23 protein-coding genes are annotated in these 23,563 nt (G+C 72.6%); 8 read left to right on the top strand and 15 right to left on the bottom strand.

Annotated elements, in window-relative coordinates:
* Positions 1-71 precede the first annotated feature (71 nt).
* Positions 72-740, bottom strand: a complete 669-nt coding sequence (locus ACLZN2_RS21160; protein WP_416980323.1) for a DUF3000 domain-containing protein — start codon at positions 738-740, stop codon at positions 72-74.
* Positions 741-925: 185 nt separating this feature from the next.
* Between ACLZN2_RS21160 and hemE the strand changes: the two genes are divergently transcribed.
* A complete protein-coding gene (gene hemE, locus ACLZN2_RS21155; RefSeq protein WP_416980321.1) occupies positions 926-1,993 on the top strand; it encodes a uroporphyrinogen decarboxylase in 1,068 nt (355 codons plus the stop codon).
* Positions 1,994-2,003: 10 nt separating this feature from the next.
* Here hemE and ACLZN2_RS21150 read toward each other — a convergent pair whose 3' ends face one another.
* Positions 2,004-2,816, bottom strand: a complete 813-nt coding sequence (locus ACLZN2_RS21150) for a rhomboid family intramembrane serine protease (RefSeq protein ID WP_416980319.1) — start codon at positions 2,814-2,816, stop codon at positions 2,004-2,006.
* 125 nt (positions 2,817-2,941) lie between these two features.
* Between ACLZN2_RS21150 and ACLZN2_RS21145 the strand changes: the two genes are divergently transcribed.
* A complete protein-coding gene (locus ACLZN2_RS21145) occupies positions 2,942-3,211 on the top strand; it encodes a hypothetical protein (RefSeq protein WP_416980317.1) in 270 nt (89 codons plus the stop codon).
* Positions 3,212-3,289: 78 nt separating this feature from the next.
* Here ACLZN2_RS21145 and ACLZN2_RS21140 read toward each other — a convergent pair whose 3' ends face one another.
* Entirely contained in the window at positions 3,290-4,678 is a 1,389-nt protein-coding gene (locus tag ACLZN2_RS21140; protein ID WP_416980315.1) for an FAD-dependent oxidoreductase, read from the bottom strand.
* 27 nt (positions 4,679-4,705) lie between these two features.
* Positions 4,706-5,680 (bottom strand): DUF4349 domain-containing protein, encoded by a 975-nt coding sequence (locus tag ACLZN2_RS21135; RefSeq protein WP_416980313.1) that lies wholly within the window; start codon positions 5,678-5,680, stop codon positions 4,706-4,708.
* Between the two features lie 160 nt (positions 5,681-5,840).
* Between ACLZN2_RS21135 and hemG the strand changes: the two genes are divergently transcribed.
* On the top strand, positions 5,841-7,298 hold the full coding sequence (hemG, locus tag ACLZN2_RS21130; protein ID WP_416980311.1) for a protoporphyrinogen oxidase: 1,458 nt from the start codon (positions 5,841-5,843) through the stop codon (positions 7,296-7,298).
* Positions 7,299-7,303: 5 nt separating this feature from the next.
* Entirely contained in the window at positions 7,304-8,035 is a 732-nt protein-coding gene (hemQ, locus tag ACLZN2_RS21125) for a hydrogen peroxide-dependent heme synthase (protein ID WP_416980309.1), read from the top strand.
* A 66-nt stretch (positions 8,036-8,101) separates the two neighbouring features.
* On the opposite strand, the gene ACLZN2_RS21120 is transcribed toward hemQ, so the two are convergent.
* The 9 genes from ACLZN2_RS21120 to zapE all read right to left on the bottom strand — a co-directional run bounded on the left by ACLZN2_RS21120 (position 8,102) and on the right by zapE (position 18,714).
* A complete protein-coding gene (locus ACLZN2_RS21120; protein WP_416980307.1) occupies positions 8,102-9,709 on the bottom strand; it encodes an alpha/beta hydrolase in 1,608 nt (535 codons plus the stop codon).
* Positions 9,710-9,845: 136 nt separating this feature from the next.
* Positions 9,846-10,637 (bottom strand): TIGR04222 domain-containing membrane protein, encoded by a 792-nt coding sequence (locus tag ACLZN2_RS21115; RefSeq protein WP_416980305.1) that lies wholly within the window; start codon positions 10,635-10,637, stop codon positions 9,846-9,848.
* Between the two features lie 114 nt (positions 10,638-10,751).
* Positions 10,752-11,453, bottom strand: a complete 702-nt coding sequence (locus ACLZN2_RS21110) for a DUF4142 domain-containing protein (protein WP_416980303.1) — start codon at positions 11,451-11,453, stop codon at positions 10,752-10,754.
* Between the two features lie 115 nt (positions 11,454-11,568).
* Positions 11,569-12,996 carry a DUF692 domain-containing protein gene (locus tag ACLZN2_RS21105; protein WP_416980301.1) on the bottom strand — a complete coding sequence of 476 codons (1,428 nt, stop codon included), beginning with the start codon at positions 12,994-12,996 and terminating at the stop codon, positions 11,569-11,571.
* A 132-nt stretch (positions 12,997-13,128) separates the two neighbouring features.
* A complete protein-coding gene (locus ACLZN2_RS21100; RefSeq protein WP_416980299.1) occupies positions 13,129-13,824 on the bottom strand; it encodes an aminoacyl-tRNA hydrolase in 696 nt (231 codons plus the stop codon).
* 194 nt (positions 13,825-14,018) lie between these two features.
* On the bottom strand, positions 14,019-14,924 hold the full coding sequence (locus tag ACLZN2_RS21095) for a polysaccharide deacetylase family protein (RefSeq protein WP_416980297.1): 906 nt from the start codon (positions 14,922-14,924) through the stop codon (positions 14,019-14,021).
* Between the two features lie 87 nt (positions 14,925-15,011).
* The gene (locus tag ACLZN2_RS21090) at positions 15,012-16,406 is read right to left on the bottom strand and encodes an alkaline phosphatase PhoX (protein WP_416980295.1); all 1,395 of its coding nucleotides are present in this window, start codon (positions 16,404-16,406) and stop codon (positions 15,012-15,014) included.
* 90 nt (positions 16,407-16,496) lie between these two features.
* The gene (locus ACLZN2_RS21085; RefSeq protein ID WP_416980293.1) at positions 16,497-17,450 is read right to left on the bottom strand and encodes a slipin family protein; all 954 of its coding nucleotides are present in this window, start codon (positions 17,448-17,450) and stop codon (positions 16,497-16,499) included.
* Positions 17,451-17,565: 115 nt separating this feature from the next.
* Complete coding sequence (gene zapE / locus ACLZN2_RS21080) at positions 17,566-18,714, bottom strand: cell division protein ZapE (RefSeq protein ID WP_416980291.1); 1,149 nt, start codon at positions 18,712-18,714, stop codon at positions 17,566-17,568.
* On the opposite strand from zapE, the gene ACLZN2_RS21075 reads away from it, so the two are divergent.
* From ACLZN2_RS21075 to msrB, 4 genes are all read left to right on the top strand, one after another.
* On the top strand, positions 18,713-19,507 hold the full coding sequence (locus tag ACLZN2_RS21075) for a pyrimidine reductase family protein (protein ID WP_416980289.1): 795 nt from the start codon (positions 18,713-18,715) through the stop codon (positions 19,505-19,507). The two genes, zapE and ACLZN2_RS21075, sit on opposite strands and share 2 nt — an antisense overlap.
* Before the next feature lie 134 nt (positions 19,508-19,641).
* Positions 19,642-20,115 carry an indole-3-glycerol phosphate synthase gene (locus ACLZN2_RS21070; RefSeq protein ID WP_416980287.1) on the top strand — a complete coding sequence of 158 codons (474 nt, stop codon included), beginning with the start codon at positions 19,642-19,644 and terminating at the stop codon, positions 20,113-20,115.
* Between the two features lie 160 nt (positions 20,116-20,275).
* Positions 20,276-21,661: a UDP-N-acetylmuramate--L-alanine ligase gene (murC, locus tag ACLZN2_RS21065; protein ID WP_416980285.1), complete on the top strand. Its 1,386-nt coding sequence runs from the start codon at positions 20,276-20,278 to the stop codon at positions 21,659-21,661.
* 13 nt (positions 21,662-21,674) lie between these two features.
* A complete protein-coding gene (gene msrB, locus ACLZN2_RS21060) occupies positions 21,675-22,079 on the top strand; it encodes a peptide-methionine (R)-S-oxide reductase MsrB (RefSeq protein ID WP_416980283.1) in 405 nt (134 codons plus the stop codon).
* Positions 22,080-22,099: 20 nt separating this feature from the next.
* Here the strand turns inward: msrB and ACLZN2_RS21055 are convergent, their stop codons facing one another.
* Both ACLZN2_RS21055 and ACLZN2_RS21050 read right to left on the bottom strand, forming a co-directional pair.
* Positions 22,100-22,378, bottom strand: coding sequence for a hypothetical protein (locus ACLZN2_RS21055; protein WP_416980281.1), 279 nt, complete (start codon positions 22,376-22,378; stop codon positions 22,100-22,102).
* A gap of 111 nt (positions 22,379-22,489) precedes the next feature.
* A complete protein-coding gene (locus ACLZN2_RS21050; RefSeq protein ID WP_416980279.1) occupies positions 22,490-23,512 on the bottom strand; it encodes a lysylphosphatidylglycerol synthase transmembrane domain-containing protein in 1,023 nt (340 codons plus the stop codon).
* Between the last annotated feature and the right edge of the window lie 51 nt (positions 23,513-23,563).

The following is a 23,563-nucleotide window of genomic DNA, read 5'->3' as shown; positions in this document are numbered from 1 at the left end:
CCGACCCACTCGTACGGCTGTGGGAACGCTCGGCTGAACGCCCGCCTGAACGCCCGGCTGCAGGGGAACGCTCAGCGCGGCTGCGGCCCCCGCCGCTGCGGCAGCGTCACCACGGAGGCGTCCCCCGGGCCGGCCGGCGGCAGCCCCGCGACCTGCGCCAGCAGATCGCACCAGGACGCCAGATGCGCCGCCGTGTCCGGCACCCCGCCCAGCCCCTCGCGGGGCGTCCAGGAGGCCCGGATCTCGATCTGCGAGTTCGCCGGCCGCTCCGCGAGACCGCCGAAGTAGTGCGAGCTCGCCCGGGTGACCGTCCCGCTCGGCTCGCCGTACGCGAGGCCCCGCGCCTGCAGCGCACCGGTCAGCCAGGACCAGCACACCTCGGGCAGGAGCGGGTCGGCCGCCATCTCCGGTTCCAGCTCGGCCCGCACCAGCGTCACCAGGCGGAAGGTCCCACGCCAGGCGTCGTGCCCGTCCGGGTCGTGCAGCAGCACCAGCCGTCCGTCGGCCAGGTCCTGCTCACCGTCCACGACGGTCGCCTCCAGGGCGTACGCGTACGGGGCGAGCCGCTTGGGCGCCGGGGTCGGGTCGACCTCGATCTGCGGACGCAGCCGCGCCGCCCTCAGCGCGTCGACGGCGGCCCGGAACGGCAGCGGTGCCGACCTGCTCTCATCGCGGTCCCCCTCGTTCGCCTCGTCCATCCCGCCAGCGCCGTCCGACAGTCGTCCCTGAGCCGCAGCCATGCGGGGAAGATTAAGGGGAACGACGGCCTCGCGCAGGGCAAGACACCCGCGCGGGGCCCGCGGGCGGCTGCGCGCTGGGCGAACACGCCCCCCGCGCGCAAGGGCCGAACGGGTGTCTCGCGGGCACGGCGAGGGGCTGCGGGGGTCGGCTCCACCGGCTCCGGCGCCGTGCGAGACTTGCCGACGTGAGCGCGAACGAGAGCCCCGCGGGCCGGCAGCCGACAGCGACGTACGACAGCCCCTTCCTGAAGGCGTGCAGGCGGGAACCCGTGCCGCACACCCCCGTGTGGTTCATGCGCCAGGCCGGACGCTCGCTCCCGGAGTACCGCAAGGTCCGCCAGGGCGTTCCGATGCTCGAGTCCTGCATGCGGCCCGACCTGGTCACCGAGATCACCCTCCAGCCGGTCCGCCGGCACGGCGTCGACGCGGCGATCTACTTCAGCGACATCGTCGTCCCGCTCAAGGCCATCGGCATCGACCTCGACATCAGGCCCGGCGTCGGCCCGGTCGTCGAGCGCCCGATCCGCACCCGCGCCGACCTCGCGCAGCTCCGTGACCTGACCCCCGAGGACGTCTCCTACGTCACCGAGGCCATCGGCCTGCTCACCGCCGAGCTCGGCGCCACCCCGCTGATCGGTTTCGCGGGCGCGCCCTTCACCCTCGCGAGCTACCTCGTCGAGGGCGGCCCCTCGCGCACGTACGAGAACGCCAAGGCGATGATGTACGGCGACCCGGAGCTCTGGGCCGACCTCCTCGACCGTCTCGCCGAGATCACGGCGGCCTTCCTGAAGGTGCAGATCGAGGCGGGCGCGAGCGCCGTCCAGCTCTTCGACTCCTGGGCGGGCGCCCTCGCCCCCGCCGACTACCGCCGCTCGGTGCTGCCCGCCTCCGCGAAGGTCTTCCGCGCCGTCGAGTCCTACGGCGTCCCGCGCATCCACTTCGGTGTCGGCACCGGTGAGCTGCTGAAGCTCATGGGCGAGGCCGGCGCGGACGTCGTCGGCGTCGACTGGCGCGTCCCGCTCGACGAGGCGGCCCGCCGGGTCGGCCCCGGCAAGGCGCTCCAGGGCAACCTCGACCCGACCGTCCTGTTCGCCGGCACCGACGCCGTCGAGACGAAGACCCGCGAGGTCCTCGACACGGCCGCCGGACTGGAGGGCCATGTCTTCAACCTCGGCCACGGCGTGATGCCGTCCACCGACCCGGACGCGCTCACCCGCCTCGTGGAGTACGTCCACACGCAGACGGCCAAGTAGGGCAGGGCGGTCACCAGGTGTGCCGGGGGCGTGCGCGGCGGCCGAACAGCAGGCCGCGCGGCTCCGGCGGCGGTGGGGTGCCCGGCTTGAGCGGCCAGGCCAGCAGCATGCCCGTGAGGAAGCCGACGACATGCGCCGCGTACGCCACCGTGCCCGCGTCGGAGACGCCCTCGCCGGAGGAGTACACGGCCTGCAGCGCGAACCAGAAGCCCAGCACCAGCCAGGCCGGCAGGCGCAGCGGCAGGAAGACCAGGAACGGGACCAGGACCCACACCCTGGCCCTCGGATACAGCACCAGATACGCGCCGAGCACCCCCGCGATCGCCCCGGAGGCGCCGATCAGCGGGTCGGTGGAGTCGGCGTTCAGCAGCGCGAAGCCGTACGACGCCGCATAGCCGCAGGCGACGTAGAACAGCGCGAAGCGGACGTGGCCCATGCGGTCCTCGATGTTGTTCCCGAAGATCAGCAGGAACAGCATGTTGCCCAGCAGGTGCAGCCAGCCGCCGTGCAGGAACATCGCCGTGAACACGCTCAGCACCGGCGACTTGACGTAGTCCGGCGGGCCCAGCAGACAGCCGCCGCCGCGGACCGCTCCCGTGGGCACGAGCTGCGGGAGCTGATCGTGGATCAACTCGCGCGGTACGGCCGCGTAGTGCTCCAGGAACGCGTGCAGATGGCAGGTCTGCGCCAGCGTGCTGTCGCCGGCCACGGAGCCCGACAGGCCCGGCATGAACCAGAAGACGAGCACGTTCGCCGCGATCAGCGCGTACGTCACCACGGGCGTACGGCGCACCGGGTTCACGTCATGGACGGGGATGACCACAAGGAAGTACTGCCCCCGATCCGTTCGTCGAATCGGTGAACGCGGTCCGCCGTGGCCCCGTATGAACCGGCAACCGCCCGCGGCCCGGGGAAGGCGGACCGCGGGGACGACGTGAGGAACAGGCGATGAACGAGAGAGTTGCTCCCGCGATGCACGCCACGCCCGACGGCGAGGCGGAGATCGCCCTGGTCATCCGGCTGCCCTGGGAGGACGTGGCACGGCTCGGCCAGGAGGCCGGGCGGCTTGCCTCGCAGATGCAGCGGGCGGTGACCTTGGACGAGGCCGTCAGTCACCGGTTGCGTTCTCGGCCTGCGGCCGCCGCGCATGCGAAGCCGGCGGAGCAGCCTGCCGCTGCGGCGGCGGTTTCTGCGTTGCCGCGGCTTGGTACTGCCTAGGCCGTTGTCGTGTGCGGGTGCGTGGGGGGCTGGTCGCGCAGTTCCCTGCGCCCCTAGGCCAGCTGCCCTCGCGGTGGTTCAGGAGTTCCGTACCTTTGTTGCTGCCTTGCGGGCTGCCACCAGTACCGGGTCCCAGACCGGGCTGAAGGGTGGGGCGTAGCCCAGGTCCAGGGCTGTCATCTGTTCCACCGTCATTCCGGCTGTCAGGGCCACCGCCGCGATGTCGACCCGTTTTGCCGCGCCCTCTCTGCCGACGATCTGGACGCCGAGGAGGCGGCCGGTGCGGCGTTCGGCGAGCATTTTGACCGTCATGGGGGAGGCGCCGGGGTAGTAGCCGGCGCGGCTGGTGGACTCGATGGTGACGGTCTCGTACTGGAGGCCCGCCCTGCGCGCGTCCTTCTCGCGCAGGCCCGTGCGGGCGATCTCCAGGTCGCAGACCTTGCTGACCGCGGTGCCGACGACGCCGGGGAACGTGGCGTGGCCACCGCCCACGTTGGTGCCGATGACCTGGCCGTGCTTGTTGGCGTGGGTGCCGAGGGCGATGTGCCGCTCCTGGCCGGAGACCAGGTCGAGGACCTCCACGCAGTCGCCGCCCGCCCAGATGTCCGTGTGGCCGCGGACCCTCATCGCGAGGTCGGTGAGGAGCCCACCGTGCGCGCCGAGGGGCAGGCCGGCGGCCGCGGCAAGGGTGGTCTCGGGGCGGACGCCGATGCCCAGGACGACCACGTCCGCCGGGTGTTCGCCGTCCTTCGTGACCACCGCCCGCACCCGGCCGTCCTCGCCGGTGGGCAGTTCGGTGACCTCGGCGTCGTCGACCATGGTGATGCCGAGGCCCTCCATGGCCCGGTGGACCAGGCGGCCCATGTCCGGGTCCAGGGTGGACATCGGTTCGCTGCCGCGGTTGACGACGGTCACCTCGTAGCCGCGGTTGATGAGCGCCTCCGCCATCTCCACGCCGATGTAGCCCGCGCCCACGACCACGGCCCGCTTCCCACGCGCGCGTTCGAGCGTGTCGAGCAGGGCCTGCCCGTCGTCCAGGGTCTGCACGCCGTGCACGCCCGGAGCGTCCATGCCCGGCAGGTCCGGCCGGACCGGGCGCGCGCCGGTCGCGATCACGAGTTTGTCGTACGACGTCCAGTACGCCGATCCAGTCCCGGAACCGACGTCACGCGCGCGTACCCGCCGCCCGGCCATGTCGATCTGCGTGACCTCGGTGCGCAGCCGCAGGTCGATCCCGCGCGCGCGGTGCTCCTCGGGGGTGCGGGCGATCAGGTCGTCCCGGTCGGTGACGTCGCCGCCCACCCAGTACGGGATGCCGCACGCGGAGTAGGACGTGAAGTGGCCGCGCTCGAAAGCGACGATCTCCAGGTCCTCGGGGCCCTTGAGGCGGCGGGCCTGGGACGCCGCGGACATGCCCGCGGCGTCCCCGCCGATCACGACCAGTCGTTCCCGTCCAGGCATGCTCATACGAACACGCTACGGGGGAAGCGGACTTCAGTCCCCCTCGGGCCCACCGGCGGGGCCGGTTCCGGTCGTCGTGCCCGCTTCGGCCGCCGTTTCCGCCGTTTCCGTCGTTTCCGCGGTTTCCGTGGTCCGGCGGCGCGGCAGCCGCAGCCACGCCAGGACGAGCAGCACGGCCACCGCGAGGAACGGCAGCACCGCGCCGAAGACGACGGCGATCCAGCGCAGCATGGACACGAACGCGTTCCAGCCACCCTCCAGCGCGTCCAGGAACCCGGGGTCGTCGTCCTCGGCGGCCTTCACGACCGGCTTCTCCGACAGGCTCAGCGTGATGGTCGCCAGACTGGTGCGGTCCTTCAGGGACGCCTGCTGGGCGAGCAGCGCCTCCAGGTCGGCCTGCCGGCTGCTCAGTTCACCCTCCAGGGTGACCACGTCGCTCAGTTTCGTGGCCCGGTCCATGAGTTCGCGGATCCGGGCGACACTGGCCCGCTGCGACGTGATGCGGCTGTCGACGTCGACGACCTGGTCGGTGACGTCCTGGGCCTTCGCCGTGCGCTCCAGCAGCTCGCCCGCGCCCTGGAGCTCGGCGAGGACCTCGTCGTACCGCTCGACGGGCACGCGCAGCACGACCCGGGTGCGCTCGGTGCCGTCCTCGTCCCGGCTCGTGGTCTCGTCGCCGACGAAACCGCCCGCGTTCTCGGTGGTCGTACGGGCCTCGTCGAGGGCCTTCGGGACGTCCTTGACCCGCACGGTCAGGGAGGCGGTGCGGATGATCTTGTTCGCGGTGATCTTCGGCGCGGAGGAGGCCGAGGCCTTGGAGCCGCTCGACCCGGCGCCTTCCTTGGCGTCCGCCTGGGCGCCGGCCTCGCCGGCGGCGGCCTTGTCGGCGAGGCTCGCGCTGTCGCCTCCCGAGTCGTTCGCGCCGCTGCATCCGGTGAGCGCCAGCGCGGCGGCGAGCAGGATGCCGGCCACGGCGTGGACCGGCCGTACGGAACGTCGTGCGTGCATGTGGACGTACCCCCCGAGGGTTGGGACGACTGACGTTCCTTCGACGCCGGGGCGGGCCGGGACGTTGGACGGAATCGGTTCCGAAGCGGTCACGGTCGGGACTCGGTGGGGCCACATGGCCCTGGCGGCGGTGTCGGTGGGGTCTGAGAGAGTGGAGGGCATGAGCACAACGGGTACGGGTGCGGGGCAGCACGTCGTCGTCATCGGAGCCGGGATCGCCGGTCTGGCCGCCGCACACCGGCTGCTGGACCGCGGGGCGCGGGTGACCGTGCTGGAGGCCTCCGAGCGGGTCGGCGGCAAGCTGCTGCCCGGCGAGATCGCGGGCGTCCGCGTGGACCTCGGCGCCGAGTCGCTGCTGGCCCGCCGCCCCGAGGCGGTCGCCCTCGCGCGCGAGGCGGGACTGACGGATCTGCTGCAGCCGCCGGCCACCGCGACGGCCTCGATCTGGACCCGCGGCGCCCTGCGCCCCATGCCCAGGGGCCATGTCATGGGCGTCCCCGGCACCGCGGCGGCCCTGTCCGGTGTGCTGTCCGACGAGGGCCTCGCCCGCATCGAGCGTGACGCCGACCTGCCCCGCACGGAGGTCGGCGAGGACGTGGCGGTCGGGGAGTACGTGGCGGCACGCCTGGGCCGCGAGGTCGTCGACCGCCTGATCGAACCTCTCCTCGGCGGGGTGTACGCCGGTGACGCCTACCGCATCTCGATGCGCTCGGCCGTACCGCAGCTCTACCAGGCGGCGCTCACCCACACCTCGCTCACCGAGGCCGTCCGCGAGATCCAGGCCAAGGCGGCTGCCCACCAGCAGACCGGCCCGGTCTTCACGGGCATCGAGGGCGGAGTGGGCCGGCTGCCGCTCGCCGTCGCGGAGTCGGTCCGCGCGCGGGGCGGCGAGATCCACACGCGCGTGCCCGTCACCGGACTGCGCCGGGAGCCCGCGGGCGGATGGCAGGTCACCACCGGCGAGCGCGCGCTGCACGCGGACGCCGTGGTCGTCGCCGTGCCCGCGCCCACCGCCGCCGCGCTGCTCGCCGCCGAGTCCCCGGCGGCCGCCGCCGAACTGCGCACCGTCGAGTACGCCTCGATGGCCCTGGTCACCCTGGCCTACCGCCGCTCCGAGGCCGCCCTGCCCGAGGGCAGCGGCTTCCTCGTCCCGCCCGTCGACGGCCACACCGTCAAGGCGTCGACGTTCGCCTCGCAGAAGTGGGGCTGGATCGCCGACGAGGACCCGGACGTGATCGTGCTGCGCACCTCCGTCGGGCGGTACGGCGAGACGGAGATCCTCGACCGCGACGACGCGGGCCTGGTGGACGTCTCCCGCCACGACCTGCGCGAGGCCACGGGCCTGGCCGCCACCCCCCTGGAGACCCGGGTCACCCGCTGGACGGACGGTCTCCCCCAGTACCCGGTGGGCCACCACGCGCGTGTGGCCCGCATCCGCGAGCACGTGGCCAAGCTCCCCGGCCTCGCGGTGTGCGGCGCGCAGTACGACGGCGTCGGCGTCCCCGCCTGCATCGCGAGCGCCCACGCGGCCGTCGACCAGATCCACGGAGACCTGAGCGCCGGACGGGAGCTCACCGCCAACCCGGTGCAAAGTCTGCACGGCGGAGCAGGAGAATGAGAACCATGAGTGACGACGCCCCCACCACCGAGTCCGGCAGGATCCCGAACAAGGGCAAGCTGGCCAAGGACCTCAACGAGGTCATCCGCTACACCCTGTGGTCGGTCTTCAGACTGAAGGACGTGCTGCCCGAGGACCGCACGGGATACGCCGACGAGGTCCAGGAGCTGTTCGACCAGCTCGCCGCGAAGGACGTGACGATCCGCGGCACGTACGACGTGTCCGGACTGCGCGCCGACGCCGACCTGATGATCTGGTGGCACGCCGAGACCAGCGACCAGCTCCAGGAGGCGTACAACCTCTTCCGCCGCACCCGGCTGGGCCGCGCCCTCGAGCCGGTCTGGTCGAACATGGCGCTGCACCGCCCCGCCGAGTTCAACCGCTCCCACATCCCGGCGTTCCTCGCCGACGAGACGCCCCGCGACTACGTGAGCGTCTACCCCTTCGTCCGCAGCTACGACTGGTACCTGCTGCCAGACGAGGACCGCCGCCGGATGCTCGCCGACCACGGCAAGATGGCCCGCGGCTACCCGGACGTCCGCGCCAACACGGTCGCGTCCTTCTCCCTCGGCGACTACGAGTGGATCCTCGCCTTCGAGGCCGACGAGCTGTACCGCATCGTCGACCTCATGCGCCACCTGCGCGCCTCGGAGGCCCGTATGCACGTCCGCGAGGAGGTCCCGTTCTACACGGGCCGCCGCAAGTCGGTCGCGGATCTCATTGCCGGGCTCGCGTAAGCGCCCCTGAAAGGGGCGCGGGGAACTGCGCGACCAGCCACAACGGTCCCGCAGTTCCCCACAACGTCACTTCTTCGGCGCGCCGGCCTTCGGCTCGGCGTGCCCCGCGCACGCGGCACGCCGAGCCGGTAGACGGTCCTCCAGCAGATACGCGTCGAGATGCCCGTTGACGCACGGGTTGGCCCCGCCCGCGATGCCGTGTGCACCGGAGTCCCGCTCGGTCACCAGCACCGACCCCGCCAGGCGACGGTGCATCTCCAGAGCCCCTTCATAAGGCGCGGCAGCGTCCCGCTCGGCGGCGAGGATCAGCGTGGGCGGCAGCTCACCGGGCCCGGTCCGCACGTCCAGAGGCTTCTGCCGGGCCGCGGGCCAGTACGCGCACGGCAGGTTCGCCCACACGTTGTCCCACGTCTCGAACGGCGCCACGCGCGCGAGCCGGGTGTTGTCCCGGTCCCACACCTTGAAGTCCGTCGGCCAGGGCGCGTCGTTGCACTCCACGGCCGTGTACACGGCGGCGGAGTTCTCCGACTCGGCCGCGGCCTCGGTCACCGGACCGGCCTGCGCGATCAGCTTCTTCGGGTCGCCCTTCAGATAGTCCGACAGCGCCCGCGCCCGGTGCGGCCAGTAGTCGTCGTAGTACCCGGCCTGAAGGAACGCGCTCTGCAGCTGTGCCGGCCCGACCTTCCCGCCGGCGGGTTCCGCGGCCAGCCGGGCGCGGGCCCGCTCGTAGCTGTCCAGCACCTTCTCGGGCGTGCTGCCCAGCCCGTACACCTTGTCGTGCTTGGCGACCCACGCCCGGAAGTCCGCCCAGCGGCTCTCGAACGCCATCGACTGGTCGAGGTTGTTGCGGTACCAGATCCGCTCCGGATCCGGGTTCACCGCCCCGTCGAACACCATCCGCCGTACGTGCGAGGGGAACAGGGTGGCGTACAGGGCCCCGAAGTAGGTGCCGTACGACGCCCCCATGAAGTTCAGCCGCTTCTCGCCCAGCGCGGCCCGCAGCACGTCCAGGTCGCGGGCGTTGTTGAGGGAGTTGTAGTGTCCCAGGGTGCTGCCGGCCCGCTTGGCGCAGCCGCGCGCGTAGGCCTTCGCCTCGGCGATCCGCTCCCGCTTGTACGACTCGGACGGGTGGGTGGGCGCCTGGGTGGGACCCTTGAAGAACTTCTCGGGGTCCTGGCAGGACAGCGGAGCGGAGCGGCCGACACCGCGCGGGTCGTAGCCGACGAGGTCGTACGCCGCTCCGATGCGCTTCCACTCCGGAAGCAGTCCGACGAGGGGGAAGTACAGCCCGGAGCCGCCCGGGCCGCCGGGGTTGAAGACCAGCGTGCCCTTGCGGGGCACCCGGTGCTTGCTGTTGTGCGGGTCCCGGTGGGTGGCTCTGACCCGGCTGACGGTCAGTTCGATCTGCTTGCCGTTCGGCCGCGCGTAGTCGAGCGGGACGCCGACGGTGCCGCACTCGATGCTGCCGGGCAGGTCCTTGGCGCCGGTGCACTTCCCGAAGGCGACGCCCTTCGAGGCCGCCCGGGCGGCGGCGAGCGCGACACCGGCGGGAGCACCGCCGGCACCGGGGGAGCCCGGGATGCCCGGGGTGGTCGGTAGGCCGCCGGCGGGGGCGGCGGAGAGGGTGGTCAGGAGCAGGGCTCCCATGGCCGAGTAGAGCGCGCCAGCTCTCATTCGCGTGTCCCTTCGGTGCGCGGGCGGCGACAAAAGGGATGTTTCGTACGGCTGTGGGGGAAGGCAAGCACCGCCCCCGGGTGTCGGCGCCAATGCTCCAAGTGCGCCCCCGGGGAGGCGAATGCGCGGGGTGGTGTTACTGCTCGCGGTGGGCGAACGCCGCTCGTAGGTCGGGCTCGTCGACCGCGCGGATCCCGAGGACTGCCACGGACGTCAGATACGAACGGTCGTCACCGGTGCCGCCCGTGCCGCCGGCCCGCCGGGCCAGGGTGCCCAGCAGCCGCTGCCCGGCCGGGGAGGCCCAGCGCGAGTAGGGGTGCACCTCGACCCGCGCTATCGCCAGACAGCTCAGCGTGAGCGCCAGCGGCAGCGCGAACCACAGGGCCACCAGCCCGCGCGGCATGCCCGATCCGTCCGAGGGCGCCGGCGTCAGCAGCGCGACCGCGCCCACCGCCAGCACGAACCCGGCCGCGAGCCGCACCTGCCGTACCCCGGCCTCGACCGTCGTACGGGCCCCGTCGGGCACCGCGAGGCCGGCGCTGACCAGCCGCTCGGCGAGGCCGCGCACCGCGTCCGCGGACGCCGCCCCGGCCCGCGCCGGCGCGATCCGGGACTGCCCCTCGGGCCCGATGGCCCCGATCACCGACCGCTCCATCTCGTCGCGCCCGCGCGGGTCCACGACGGTCGCCCAGCCGGTGTGGGCGAGCAGCAGCCGCCGCTGGCGGGCCATCGACACCATCGTCAGATCGGCGACCCGGCCGGGCCCGCCGGACAGGAACGCCGCCTCGTAGAGCGTCAGGTCGTGGCCCCGACCCGCGATCGCGTCCTCGGTGTCCACGGCCGCCGCACGGACGGCGGCCAGGCACAGCCGGGTGCACGCCGCGCCCGCGACCGCCCAGGCCAGCAGCAGGAGAAGGACCCAGAACATGCCACGTTTCTATGCCGTGTACACGGGAAAACGCCATGCCCTGTTCATCATCCGGACGGAGCGTTGTGGGTATGTGACGTTCCGCTTGGCCGCTTGGCCGCTTGGCTGCTTGGCTCAGGACGGCGACGGCGTCAGCGGCACCACGGACCCGGGGACCGCCGCCGGCGTGGGCGTCCCGGTCGCCGTCAGATCCCGGGCCAGCGCGTCGAAGTCGACGTACCCGGTGGCCTCAAGGATCTCGATGTGGTCCAGGACGGTGGTGTTGGCGTCGTCGGCGAGCGCGCGCACCAGCGAGTTCTGGGTACCGGCCCGCACCTGCGCGACGACGGTGAACACCCGGCCGTGCGCGAGCCGCAGGATGTTGGCGAACTTTCGGTCGAAGTCCGTGCCCTGCGCCGCGTCCAGCTCCGCCAGCCAGGCCTTCTGCTGGTCGCCCGCCTCGTTCGGCAGGCCGAGCCCCAGCTTCGCGGCCACGTCCCGCACCCGCTCGTCCAGGAACAGGTGCCCCTCGACGAGGTGCTGCCCGGCGGTCCGTACGGCCTCGGTCGTGCCCTTCTGCCGCGCCAGCTGCCCGGCGGGCAGCTCCCACAGCCCGGCCAGCCGGACCTTCGTGACGAACTCCATGTCCAGCTCGGACAACGGCCCGTACTGCGTGGCCACCGTCTGCGCGTTCAGTACGTCCGCGCCGGTCGCCGACTGGCCGGGATACGAGGCGACGGGGATGAACAGCGCCACACAGGTCGCGGCCAGGCCGACGACGATGACTCCGGTGCCACTGATGATGCCTCTGCCCTTGACGGGGGGTCGCGGTCGCATGGGGGCCTCCTGCTCACGGCACCGCACGCCAGTGCGCTTCGGGTGCGAAAAGGCATATTACTGCCCAGGCAACTTGGCGCTCTCCACGGGGGTGAACGAGGCGTGAACGCCCGCGCTAACGCCGGATCAGCGCCCGGCCCACCCGCGCCAGCCGCGACCCCGACCGCGGCGCCGGCCCCGACCGGTCCAGCCACCAGGTGCGCAGCTCCCGCCGTGCGCGCCCCTGGGCCGGCCGCCCGTCGAGCAGCACCTGCTCGACGAAGTCCAGGGCGTCCTGACGGTAGCCGCCGCGCATCGGGTGGCTCTGGGCGTACGCGAGGAACGCCTGCCGGTACCCGTCGCCGAGGATGACCGGCAGCTCCGGCGCCACCTTGGCCACCACCCCGGCCCGCTTCCCCGCGAGCGCCCGCGCCTGCACACCGATCCGCACCCGGTCGAACCCCTCCGGCACCGGCGTTCCTGCGACGAGCGCGGACAACAGCGCGGCCTGGGCGAGCCCGAGCCGCTCACGGGTGGCGTCACCGACGATGGACACGGGCTTGGCGGCACCGTCGTCGATCGCCGTCTCCGGTGCGGGTGCGGGTGCGGGTGCGGGTGCGGGTGCGGGTGCCACGGCCACCGCCGCTCCCGCTCCCACCCCTGCCCCCGCGCCCCCGCCGATCCGCGCAGCCCGCGCGTCGTGCCCGAGCCGCACCAGCTCCCGCTTGACCGCGAGCCGCTCCCCGTCCCGCACCGCGTCCCGGATCGCGTCCAACTCCAGCTCCAGCGCGGCGGGTTCGGGGAAGTTCTCGTCACGCTCCAGCAGCACCCCGGGCGGTGAGACCCGGGAGGCGAGGTCGGTCAGGATGTCGAGGACCGGGCGCGGAACGGGGTGGGCGTGGCTGTCGTGCCAGACGCCGTCCCGTGCGAACCCGCCCGCGACATGGACGTAGGCGATGGCCTCCACGGGCAGTTCGTCGAGCGCCTTGCCGGGATCCTCACCGCGGTTGACCTGGTTGGTGTACAGGTTCGCCACGTCGATGAGCAACCGTACGCCCGTCCGGTCGGCCAGCTCGTACAGGAACTGTCCCTCCGTCATCTCCTCGCCCGGCCAGGCGATCAGCGCGGCGATGTTCTCGACGGCGAGCGGCACGGGCAACGCGTCCTGCGCGATGCGCACGTTCTCGCAGAGCACGTCGAGGGAGTCCCGGGTGCGCGGCACCGGCAGCAGATGTCCGGCCTCCAGCTGTGGGGTCGCGGTCAGTGGACCGCCCGCGCGGACGAACGCGATGTGCTCGGTGACCAGCGGCGATCCCAGGATCCGGGCCCGCTCGCCGAGCGCCGTGAGCCGCCCCTCGTCCGGCCGCTCGGCGCCGCCGAGCCCCAGCCCGACCCCGTGCGGGACGACGGTGACCCCGCGCTCGCGCAGCCGCACCAGGGACGCGGGGAGGTGCCCGGGGCAGGTGTTCTCCGCCACGACCTCGACCCAGTCGATGCCCGGCATACGCTCCACGGCGTCCGCGATCTCCGGCCGCCAGCCGATGCCCGTTCCCAGTCGTGCCATGGTCACCGCCTCCTTGGTCCCCCCTCGGTGGTGACGGTGGTATGACCCCGCCGCCGGCCGCCGAACCACGTTCCGCCCACCTTCAGAGCTACATTTGAGGTTCGCGCGGGTTCGGCGGGCGGAGGGACCGGTTCAGCGCAGGGCCGGATGATCCGCCACGACCGTGCAGCTTCCCGGCGCGATCTCGGTGAACCCGGCATCCCGCACCAGCGGCAGTCCGCTCGCCGTCAGCTCCCGCCACCGCCCGGGGGCGGCGGTCCGTACGGCGAGTGCGAAACCGGACGCGCGCCAGGCGTTCCGCTCCTCCTCCGACAGCTCCCACCAGGCGAGCTGGGCACCGTGCCCGGCCTGCGCCATCGCCTTGCCGGCGGACATACCGAGCTCCGGGTTCAGCCAGATGACCGGGACCCCGGGATCGGCGTCGGCCAAAGGCTCCGGGTCGTCGAGATCGGTCCCGGAGACCTGAAGCCGGGCCAGATCCTTCGGCCACCCGTCCAGCGGCACCGGCGGGAACACCCGCACCTCTGCTGTCTTCCCGCCGACGGTGACCCCGTCCAGCGCCTCGGCCCGCCGCCACTCGGCCCCCCGGGCCCGCCGTACGACCTTCCGGATCCGCGCGTCCTGCCAGTCCCGCACGGCCCGAGCCCAGTCACCGTCGCCCAGCGACCTCTCGTCGCTGAGGATGACGAGCACGGCCCGAGCAGCGGTCTCGAGCGCGTCGGTACGAGCCGGCGGCGCGCTCTTCTCTATCCGCACGACGAGCGGAAGGACGTACTGCGGAGCCTGGTCACGGGGGTTGGGCTCGGTCTGAAAGGGGCTCTCACTCACAGGCGCAGGCTACTGGACCCGCCAGGGGGAGCGACCAGCACATCCCACCCGCACCCGCCATACGACAGCATGGACCCCCATGGAACGCGCTTTACCCCTCACCTCCCGCAGATCACCCTGAACAGGCGGTCCGCTGTGACTCCTGCCGCCCCCATGCATACGGGGTCCTCACTCATACCTGCGACGTACGAGTCTCACGACGCCGCCCGGGCGGCACCGATCAGCTCCGACACCTTTACGAACCGGTACCCCCGCCGCCGCAGCTCGGGCACGATCGCCCGGACCGCCCGCTCCGTCACCGGCGCGGCGCTGCGGGTGCAGTGCATGACGACCACGGATCCCGGCCGCACCCCGTCCAGCACCTCCTGGACCACCGCGTCGGCGTCCGTCGCGAACGCGTCCCCGCTCACCACGTCCCACTGCACCGCGGTCACCCCGAGTCCGCCGACCGCCCGCAGCGCACTCTTGTCGTAGCAGCCGCCGGGGAACCGGAAGTACGGCATCGCGTCCGGTACACCCGCCTTGCGGAACGCGGTGTACGCCCGTTCCACGTCCGCCCGCATCCGGTCCCCGGAGACGGTCGGCAGGCCGTAGCAGTCGTCGGTGAACGCGTAGTGGCTGTAGGAGTGGTTGGCGACCTCGAAGAGCGGGTCCCGCCCGATGGAGCGGGCCTCGGCCGGGTACTCCTCGGCCCACCGCCCGGTCATGAACACGGTCGCCGGTACCTTCAGCCCGCGCAGCGCCGAGATCAGCCCCGGGTTGTCGAAGCGCTCCCCGCCCGCCGCCCGCGGCCCCTGATCGGCGGTCATGTCGGCGTCGAAGGTGAGGGCGACTGTCTTGCCGGCCGTGCGCGGACCGTTCTCGAACACCGGCGTGAGCCCGGCGGACCCGGGCGCCAGGGTCGGCGCCCGGGAGGGCCCGGCGGAAGCGGAGGCAGGTGCGGAGGCAGGTGCGGACGTGGACGCTGAAGGGGAGGCCGGGGCGGGTGTGCCGGCGGGTGTCGCCGGGTGGGCGGTCTGGGGCGCCGGGGTGGTGCCGCAGGCGGTGAGCGCGGCGCCGAGAGCACAGACCGCGGCCAGACGACGTACAGGAATGATCACCGTACGAACATACGAGAGATCAGGTCTTAGTTATGACAATAGGACTGGGTCTCTCCGTCGGCGTCACCCGCCCGGCCCTTCCCGCCGCTACCCCCGTTCGCTCCGCCAGGGCCCCGTCACGGCGAAGGTCGTCCCCGGGGTGTAGCAGTTGACGTACATCGTCCGGCCGTCGGGGGAGAAGGTGACGCCCGCGAACTCGCCCCACTCGGGCTCCTGGGGCGTGCCGATGGTCTGTCGGTTGCGGGCCATCGGGTACACCTCGCCGCCGAGCGTCACGCCGAGGACGTACTGGGCGCCGCTGCCGTCCTCGCAGACCATCAGGCCGCCGCCGGGGGCGAGGCAGATGTTGTCGGGGGACTCGCCGGGGAGTTGCACGTCCGTGTCGGGGCCGAAGACGATCACCAGGGTGAGCCGGCGGCGCGCCGGGTCGTAGCGCCAGATCTGGCCGAAGTGGTCCGCCGCCGAGCCGTCCGCGCCCCGGGCGAAGGAGGAGACGAAGTACACGCACCGGCCGCCCCAGTAGCAGCCCTCCAGCTTCTGCGCGCGGGTGATGCCCTGCGGGCCGAAGTCCTGTAGCCGGACGGGCGTTTCGGCGGCCAGCGGGTCCGGTACGTCGACCCACTCGACGCCCTCGAAGACGGCGCCCGTCTCCTGGATCGAGGACAGGTCCGGCACCCCGGGCACCCGCATCGCCTGGAGGCGGCCACCCGCCTGGAGCGAGCCCACCCCGCCCAGCGGCCTCTCGGGCAGGAAGCGGTAGAACAGGCCGAACGGCTTGAGGAACGCGTCCTCCGTCTCGTAGACCACCCCGAGGTGCGGGTCGACGGCGACCGCCTCGTGCTGGAAGCGGCCCATCGCGGTCAGCGGGACGGCCCCGGTGCGGCGCGGGTCGGACGGGTGGACCTCGAAAACGAAGCCGTGGTCCTTGGTGTAGCCGTTCGTGCCGGCCTTGTCCTCGGTCTCCTCGCAGCTCAGCCAGGTGCGCCACGGGGTGGGCCCGCCCGCGCAGTTGACGGCCGTGCCGGCGAGCGCGACCCGCTCCGAGAGCACCCCGCCCCGGGAGTCCAGCGTCAGGGCCGTACAGCCGCCCTTGCCGGCCGGGTCGTAGGTCAGGCCCTCTACGGTGGGGACCGGGTGGGCTGCGGTGGGTCGGTTCTCGTGGTTGCGGACCAGGTGGACGCGGCCGCCCTGGCCGCCGTGGCCGGGGAGGGCGGTCATGCCGTCGTGGTTCGAGGGGACGGGGCCCTCGCCGGAGCGCAGCGGGTCGCCCTCGCGGGACAGCACCTCGTAACGGAAGCCCTGGGGGAGGTCGAGGAGACCGTCCGGGTCGGGGACGAGGGGGCCGTAGCCGGTGTGGCCGAGGCTTCGCGCGGTCGCGGTTCCCGCGAAGAGGTCGGAGAGGGCGCCGGTGAACGCGATGCCCGCTCCCAGGGCACCGGCGCGGGCGAGGATCTGACGTCGTGTCGCGGACGTGCGGGACATGAAGGAACCTTCCTGCTGGCGGACAGGAACTGTGATCCCGCTGTGTCTACCACCCGGGGTGCGCCCCCGGAACCACGCCTGAGGCACGTGTCACCCGTCCACCGCAGGGGGCGGTGGCGAGGGGTCGAGCGGTGGATCCGGGAGCGGGTCGAGGAGCGGATCGTGGAGGGGAGTGAGGGGTGGAGTCGGGTGGGTTTCTACGGGCTGACCCGGATCCGGGGCCGGACCCGCATGGGGCTGCTCCGGGGGCGGACCCTGATGCGGCTCCGGGGCCGGACCCTGTGGGTACTGGGCCCGCTCCAGGAAGCGCAGCAGCTCCACCGGGATGGGCAGCACCAGCGTGGAGTTCTTCTCGGCCGCCACGGCCATCACCGTCTGGAGCAGCCGCAGCTGGAGCGCGGACGGTGTGTCGGCCATCTGCTGGGCCGCCTCGGCGAGCTTCTTCGAGGCCTGGAGCTCGGCGTCCGCGTTGATGATCCTGGCCCTGCGCTCCCGGTCGGCCTCGGCCTGACGGGCCATGGAGCGCTTCATCGACTCCGGCAGGGACACGTCCTTGATCTCGACCCGGTCGATCTGCACGCCCCACCCGATGGCCGGGCTGTCGATCATCAGCTCCAGGCCCTCGTTGAGCTTCTCCCTGTTCGACAGCAGATCGTCCAGCTCGCTCTTGCCGATGATCGAGCGCAGCGAGGTCTGCGCCATCTGGGAGACGGCGAAGCGGTAGTCCTCGACGTTGATGACGGCCGCCGCCGCGTCCACGACCCGGAAGTAGACCACCGCGTCGACCCGCACGGTCACGTTGTCCCGGGTGATGCCCTCCTGCGCCGGAATGGGCATGGTCACGATCTGCATGTTGACCTTGCGCAGCCGGTCCACGCCCGGGATCACCGTCGTGAACCCCGGCGCGCGCACGTCCCCGCGCAGCCGGCCCAGCCGGAGCACGACCCCGCGCTCGTACTGCTTGACGACCCGCGCGGCCGCACCGAGATACACCAGGCCCACGGCACCGGCGGCCAGGACCGAGCCCAGCACTTGCTCGAGCATGACGACCTCCTCGACAGAGGGCCGTTCTGTCTGCATATGCAACGATATGCCCGCCTGGCCGGTTCCGTGCCGACGTTCTCTCTGGACGGTCTCCGCGACTGGACGGTCTCCGCGACTAGACGGCCTCGGCGACTCGCTTCGCGTCCCGGGCCAGCGCCGTGAGCCGGGAGATCGCCCGGAAGTACTTCTTGCGGTAGCCGCCGTTCAGCATCTCCTCGCTGAACAGCCGGTCGAAGGGGAGTCCCGAGGCCAGCACCGGGACCTCGCGGTCGTAGAGCCGGTCGGCCAGGACGACCAGCCTGAGGGCCGTCGACTGGTCGGGGATGGGCTGGACGTCCGTGAGACACACCGCCTTCAGGCCGTCGGTGAGCGCTCCGTAACGGCTGGGGTGGACCCTGGCGAGGTGGTCCAGCAGCTGCGGGAAGTCGTCGAGCGAGGCGCCCGGCGTGGCGTACGCCGCCTTCGTCACCTGTTCGTCGGAGTACGGCGCCGGCGCCTCGGGCAGCCCGCGGTGGCGGTAGTCCTCGCCGTCGATGCGCAGCGTGCGGAAGTGCGCGGACAGGCCCTGGATCTCCCTCAGGAAGTCCACGGCCGCGAACCGGCCCTCGCCGAGCTTGCCGGGCAGCGTGTTGGAGGTGGCCGCCAGGGCCACGCCCGCCTCGACCAGCTTGCCGAGCAGGGTCGAGACGAGCACGGTGTCGCCCGGGTCGTCCAGCTCGAACTCGTCGATGCACAGCAGCCGGTGGCCGGAGAGCGTACGGACCGTCTGCTGGAAGCCGAGGGCGCCGACCAGGTTGGTCAGCTCCACGAAGGTGCCGAACGCCTTCAGCGCGGGCTCGGCCGGGGTGGCGTGCCACAGGGAGGCGAGGAGATGGGTCTTGCCGACGCCGTAGCCGCCGTCGAGGTAGACCCCGCGCGGGCCGGCCGGCACCTTGGGCGCCTTCGCCCTGCCGAAGCCGAGGAACCCCCGCCGGGCGCCGCCGCCCACGGCGTGCGCCCCACCGAGCCCGCCCGCGAAGCCCTCCAGGACCTTCACGGCCGCGGTCTGGCTGGGCTGGTCCGGGTCCGGGAGGTACGTGCTGAAGCGCACCGAGTCGAAGCGCGGCGGCGGCACCATCTCGGCGACCAGCCGGTCCGCGGGGACGTACGGCTCACGGGCGCACAGGGACAGCGGGGCCGCGTCGGCTATCTCGTCGACAGGGGCGGCAGGGGTGGAGGACGACACGGTTCCCCATGCTAATCCGCGTGCCAGACTGCGAGGCATGCGACGGCTGTTCCCTGTGACCGACCAGACACCCGCCACGCTCCCCGGCGACCGGGAGTGGAGCCTCGACGAGCTCGCCGAGGCCTACGCCTACCCCGAGCCCGCGCCCGAGCCCGTGCCCGGGGAGCCGCGGCCCTGGCTGCGGGCCAACATGGTCTCCACGCTCGACGGCGCCGCCCAGCACGACGGACGCTCCCAGCCCATCTCCACCGCGGCCGACATGCGGATCTTCGGCACGCTGCGAGGGCTCGCGGACGTGGTGGTCGTAGGAGCGGAGACGGTACGGCAGGAGGGGTACCGGCCGGCCCGCGCGCGGACGGAGTTCGCGGCGCGGCGGGAGGCGGCGGGGCAGGGGCCCGCGCCCGCGATCGCGGTGGTCACCGCCAGCCTGGACCTGGACCTCGCGCTGCCGCTGTTCACCTCGCCGCTCGTGCCGACCGTGCTGCTGACCGGTGCCGCGGCGGCGCCGGACCGGGTGGCCGCCGCGGAGAAGGCGGGCGCGCGGGTGGTGATCGCCGGGGACGGGACGGGCGTGGACCCCGCACGGGCCGTACGGGCCCTCGCCGAGCTGGGGCACACCCGGCTGCTCACCGAGGGCGGGCCCCGGATGCTGGGGCAGTTCGTCGCCGCCGGGGTGCTGGACGAGCTCTGTCTGACCGTCTCCCCGATGCTCACGGCGGGGGACGCGCAGCGGATCGCGGGCGGGCCCTCGATCCCGGTGCCGCAGCGGTTCGCACTGGTGTCCCTTCTGGAGGAGGGGGGTTTCCTGTTCGGCCGCTACACGCGGTCCTGAAATCGTTCAGTGGTACCGGTGGTCCCGAAAACGGCGGAATGAACCGTTCCGCTTGGCTTCCGGTGGGCACACTAAAACTCGCAGTCCCGTGAGATCACGGGGCAGGATGGTTTCCGCAGAAGGGGCGGCGCCCGGTGTTCACAAGCGTTCTGATGATCGAGAAGGCTCTTACCTCCGCCGACGTGGAGTTCGTCACCACCCTGCACGGGGAGGAAGCGGTCTCGTTCCACGTCCTGCTCCAGCCGCGCGGCGACCAGGCGGACCGCCTGCTGCGGGCCATCGACGACGTCGCCCTCGGGGAGCTGGACGAGGCGGCGCGGGAGCGGGAGACGCCGGAGGGGGACGAGGCGAAGGGGTTCGGGGAGAGGGCGCTGGAGGTGTCCTTGCAGGCGCTTGGTGCCGCTGGCAGTGAGGCGTCGGGGAGGTTGGTCGAGGATCATCCGTTGGATGCGCTGAGGGCTTTGGTGGAGGACGTGGGGGCGGACGAGGTGATCGTGCTGACCGATCCTCATTACGTGGAGGAGTTCTTCCATCGGGACTGGGCGTCCAGGGCGCGGCACAAGGTGGGGGTGCCGGTGCTGAAGTTGTTCTCGCACAGCAAGGTGTGAGGGGGGCGGTGTGTTGTCGGGTGCGGCGCCGTTGGGGCTGGTCGCGCCCACGCGGCGGAGCCGCACATTGATACAGCCCCGCGCCCCTAGGGGGGTGCAGTCCCGCTGACCCAATAGGCTGGGGCGGATTCACCGTCGTACGCACCCCTGGAGATCACGCATGGCAGCCGCCCTCCCCACCGCCATGGACCGACCGCACTTCATCGGCATCGGCGGCGCCGGTATGTCGGGGATCGCGAAGATTCTCGCCCAGCGCGGGGCGAAGGTGGCGGGAAGTGACGCCAAGGAGTCCGGGACCGCGGCGGCGCTGCGGGCGCTCGGGGCCACCGTGCACATCGGGCACGCGGCGGAGCATCTCGCCGACGACGCGAGCTGTGTCGTCGTGTCCTCGGCGATCCGGAAGGACAACCCGGAGCTGGCCCGCGCGGCCGAGCTGGGGATTCCGGTGGTGCACCGGTCCGACGCGCTCGCCGCGCTGATGGACGCGCTGCGGCCGATCGCGGTCGCCGGTACGCACGGCAAGACCACCACCACGTCCATGCTGGCGGTCTCGCTCTCCGAGCTGGGCCTGAAGCCGTCGTACGCCATCGGCGGCGACCTGGACGCCCCCGGCTCCAACGCGCTGCACGGCGAGGGTGAGATCTTCGTCGCGGAGGCGGATGAATCGGACCGCAGCTTCCACAAGTACGCCCCCGAGGTCGCGATCGTCCTCAACGTGGAGCTGGACCACCACGCCAACTACGCCTCGATGGACGAGATCTACGAGTCCTTCGAGACCTTCGCCGGGAAGATCGTGCCCGGCGGCACGCTGGTGATCTCCGCCGACCAGGCGGGCGCCCGGGAGCTGACCCGGCGGGTCGAGGGCGTGCGGGTCGTGACGTACGGAGAGGCCGAGGACGCCGACGTACGGGTGCTGTCGGTCGTACCGCAGGGGCTGAAGAGCCTGGTGACGGTGGTGCTGGACGGGGAGGAGCTCACCTTCACGGTCTCCGTGCCCGGGCGGCACTACGCGCTGAACGCCGTCGCCGCGCTGACCGCGGGGGCCGCCCTCGGTGTCCCCGCCGCCGAGCTCGCGCCCGCGATCGCCGCCTACACCGGCGTCAAGCGGCGCCTGCAGCTCAAGGGCGAGGCGGCCGGTGTCCAGGTGATCGACTCCTACGCCCACCACCCCACCGAGATGACCGCCGACCTGGAGGCGATGCGCGCGGCGGCCGGTGACGCCCGCATCCTCGTCGTCTTCCAGCCGCACCTGTTCTCCCGCACGCAGGAGCTCGGCACGGAGATGGGCCAGTCCCTCGCCCTGGCCGACGCCTCCGTCGTCCTCGACATCTACCCGGCCCGCGAGGACCCCGTCCCGGGTGTGACCAGCGCGCTGATCATCGACGCGGCCCGGGCGGCGGGCGCGGACGTGACGGCCGTGCACGACAAGGGCGAGGTGCCCGAGGTCGTCGCGGGAATGGCGAAGCCCGGTGATCTCGTTCTCACGATGGGCGCGGGCGATGTGACCGACCTGGGCCCGCGCATTCTGGACCGTCTTTCGAACTGAGGGGCTGAGAATCGTGTCGTACGACGTCGAGAAGCCGGACGAGCAGTGGCGGGCGGAGCTGACGCCGGCCGAGTACGCCGTGCTGCGCCAGGCCGCGACGGAGCCCGCCTTCACCGGTGAGTACACCGACACGAAGACCGAGGGCGTCTACTCCTGTCGGGCCTGCGGCGCCGAACTGTTCACCTCCGGGACCAAGTTCGACTCGCACTGCGGCTGGCCGTCGTTCTTCGACCCGAAGGACACCGACGCGGTCGAGCTGATCGAGGACCGCTCGCACGGGATGGTCCGCACCGAGGTGCGCTGCGCCCGCTGCGGCTCCCACCTCGGGCACGTGTTCGAGGGTGAGGGGTATCCGACGCCCACCGACCAGCGGTACTGCATCAACAGCATCTCGCTGCGGCTGGCGCCGGAGGACTGAGGTTTCTCCGGCGGTGACGCTCAGGGGAAGGGCGGCGGCTCGGACTCGGGGAACGTGATGCCGGAGATGCTGCCGCCCTGGATCACCGGGGCGTTGTAGTTCCCTCCGGTGATCACGTTTGCTGTGGTGGCCTTGCGGGCCTGTGTCTCCGCCGCCCGCAGCAGCCATTCCTCCAGATCCCGGCCGAAGTCGGGATCCAGCGCTGCCCTCACCGCGAGCGCGGTGCTCAGGGCGTGGGCCCGGGTGCCGTCGGCCGGATCCCGTGCAAGCGCGGTGAGTTCGTGTTCGCCCGTGGTCAACTCCGGTGCTGCGGGGGCTGGTTCCGGGTCCGTGCCAGGACCGGTCTCACCGCGCCGGAACGGGCGCCGGACCAGCGCTGCGAGCCCCTGCCACGCCTCCCGGCCGGCCTCTCAGAGGAGCTTGCGCTGGACCATCGCCGACAGGAGCAGGGTGCCCGGGAGCAGGGGGAGCCAGACCGTCAGGGTGCGATAGCCGATGACCGTGGCCGTGGCGAGGCTGAGCGGGGTGCCGTAGCCGGCCAGGGTGATGACCAGGGCCGCGTCGATCGGGCCGATACCGCCCGGCGCCGGGACCGCACCGGCCGCCGTGCTCGCGGCCAGGAACGCGAACAGCAACTGGGGCCAGGTGAGGGGGAGGTCCAGCGCCTTTCCCACCGAGGCCACCACGCTCGCCTGGATCAGGGGCGCGGCGGTCGCGCCCAGCCACAGGGGCAGGAAGCGGGACGGGCGCGTGTGCAGGTGGCGCACGTCCGTGAGCGCCGTACGGACGTACTCCAGGGCAGGGCGGCGCAGGGGGCGTACGAGCGAGAGCGCCGCCGCGCCCGCCGGGATCAGCAGGATGCCCGCCACGGCCGGCAGCAGGGTGCGGCCGTCGGGGAGAAGGCGAGCCGGTGGGATCGACGCGGGGGCGAGAAGCAGGAAGACCAGGACGACCGGGGGCTTCGCCACTGCTCTGACCAGGGAGTACAGGGCGATCGAGGCCGTGGCGCGGGGCAGCGGGATGCCCTGGCGCCGGAGGAAGCGGACGGTGACCGCGTGGGCGCCGATGCTGGCGGGCAGGACGTGGTTGGCGGCGCCCGCAGCGATCTGGGACGCCACCAGCAGGCCGGGCGGCAGCCGGTCCGGCACCGCACCCTGGCGGACGCACGCCGCGGCGACCGCGCCCAGATAGGTGAACAGCAGACCCGTCAGCAGCCACCACGGGTCCGCCGTGGTCAGTCTGGTGAAGCCGTCACGGACCGCCGACAGGTCCAGCGCCGCCCACAGGACGAGGAACAGCAGCGGCAGCAGGCTGAGGGCACGGCGGCCGTTGGCAGGGGTCAGGAGACGGCGGCTCGAGACCGCTGTCGGTGTCGGTGTCGGTGTCGGGGGAGGGGACGGGGCGACAGGGGTGTCGAGCGGCAGCAGGGTCACGGCGCACGTCGTCCTTCCGCGGCGCCTCGGCGGGCGCCGTACAGGCCCTGG

This window comes from Streptomyces sp. T028 (genome assembly GCF_048159505.1).
GTDB lineage: Bacteria > Actinomycetota > Actinomycetes > Streptomycetales > Streptomycetaceae > Streptomyces.
The sequence above is the reverse complement of the archived record's forward strand: the minus strand, read 5'-3'. Positions and strand labels throughout refer to the sequence as shown.

Excerpts from the sequence above, each read along its gene's own strand:
- ACLZN2_RS21160 (WP_416980323.1), bottom strand. The coding sequence starts at position 740 with ATGGCTGCGGCTCAGGGACGACTGTCGGACGGCGCTGGCGGGATGGAC.
- ACLZN2_RS21090 (WP_416980295.1), bottom strand. The coding sequence starts at position 16,406 with ATGTCCCGCACGTCCGCGACACGACGTCAGATCCTCGCCCGCGCCGGT.
- ACLZN2_RS21085 (WP_416980293.1), bottom strand. The coding sequence starts at position 17,450 with ATGCTCGAGCAAGTGCTGGGCTCGGTCCTGGCCGCCGGTGCCGTGGGC.
- murC (WP_416980285.1), top strand. The coding sequence starts at position 20,276 with ATGGCAGCCGCCCTCCCCACCGCCATGGACCGACCGCACTTCATCGGC.
- ACLZN2_RS21120 (WP_416980307.1), bottom strand. The coding sequence starts at position 9,709 with ATGAGAGCTGGCGCGCTCTACTCGGCCATGGGAGCCCTGCTCCTGACC.
- hemG (WP_416980311.1), top strand. The coding sequence starts at position 5,841 with ATGAGCACAACGGGTACGGGTGCGGGGCAGCACGTCGTCGTCATCGGA.
- ACLZN2_RS21110 (WP_416980303.1), bottom strand. The coding sequence starts at position 11,453 with ATGCGACCGCGACCCCCCGTCAAGGGCAGAGGCATCATCAGTGGCACC.
- ACLZN2_RS21105 (WP_416980301.1), bottom strand. The coding sequence starts at position 12,996 with ATGGCACGACTGGGAACGGGCATCGGCTGGCGGCCGGAGATCGCGGAC.
- hemQ (WP_416980309.1), top strand. The coding sequence starts at position 7,304 with ATGAGTGACGACGCCCCCACCACCGAGTCCGGCAGGATCCCGAACAAG.
- ACLZN2_RS21115 (WP_416980305.1), bottom strand. The coding sequence starts at position 10,637 with ATGTTCTGGGTCCTTCTCCTGCTGCTGGCCTGGGCGGTCGCGGGCGCG.
- ACLZN2_RS21140 (WP_416980315.1), bottom strand. The coding sequence starts at position 4,678 with ATGAGCATGCCTGGACGGGAACGACTGGTCGTGATCGGCGGGGACGCC.
- ACLZN2_RS21135 (WP_416980313.1), bottom strand. The coding sequence starts at position 5,680 with ATGCACGCACGACGTTCCGTACGGCCGGTCCACGCCGTGGCCGGCATC.
- ACLZN2_RS21075 (WP_416980289.1), top strand. The coding sequence starts at position 18,713 with ATGCGACGGCTGTTCCCTGTGACCGACCAGACACCCGCCACGCTCCCC.
- ACLZN2_RS21145 (WP_416980317.1), top strand. The coding sequence starts at position 2,942 with ATGAACGAGAGAGTTGCTCCCGCGATGCACGCCACGCCCGACGGCGAG.
- zapE (WP_416980291.1), bottom strand. The coding sequence starts at position 18,714 with ATGCCTCGCAGTCTGGCACGCGGATTAGCATGGGGAACCGTGTCGTCC.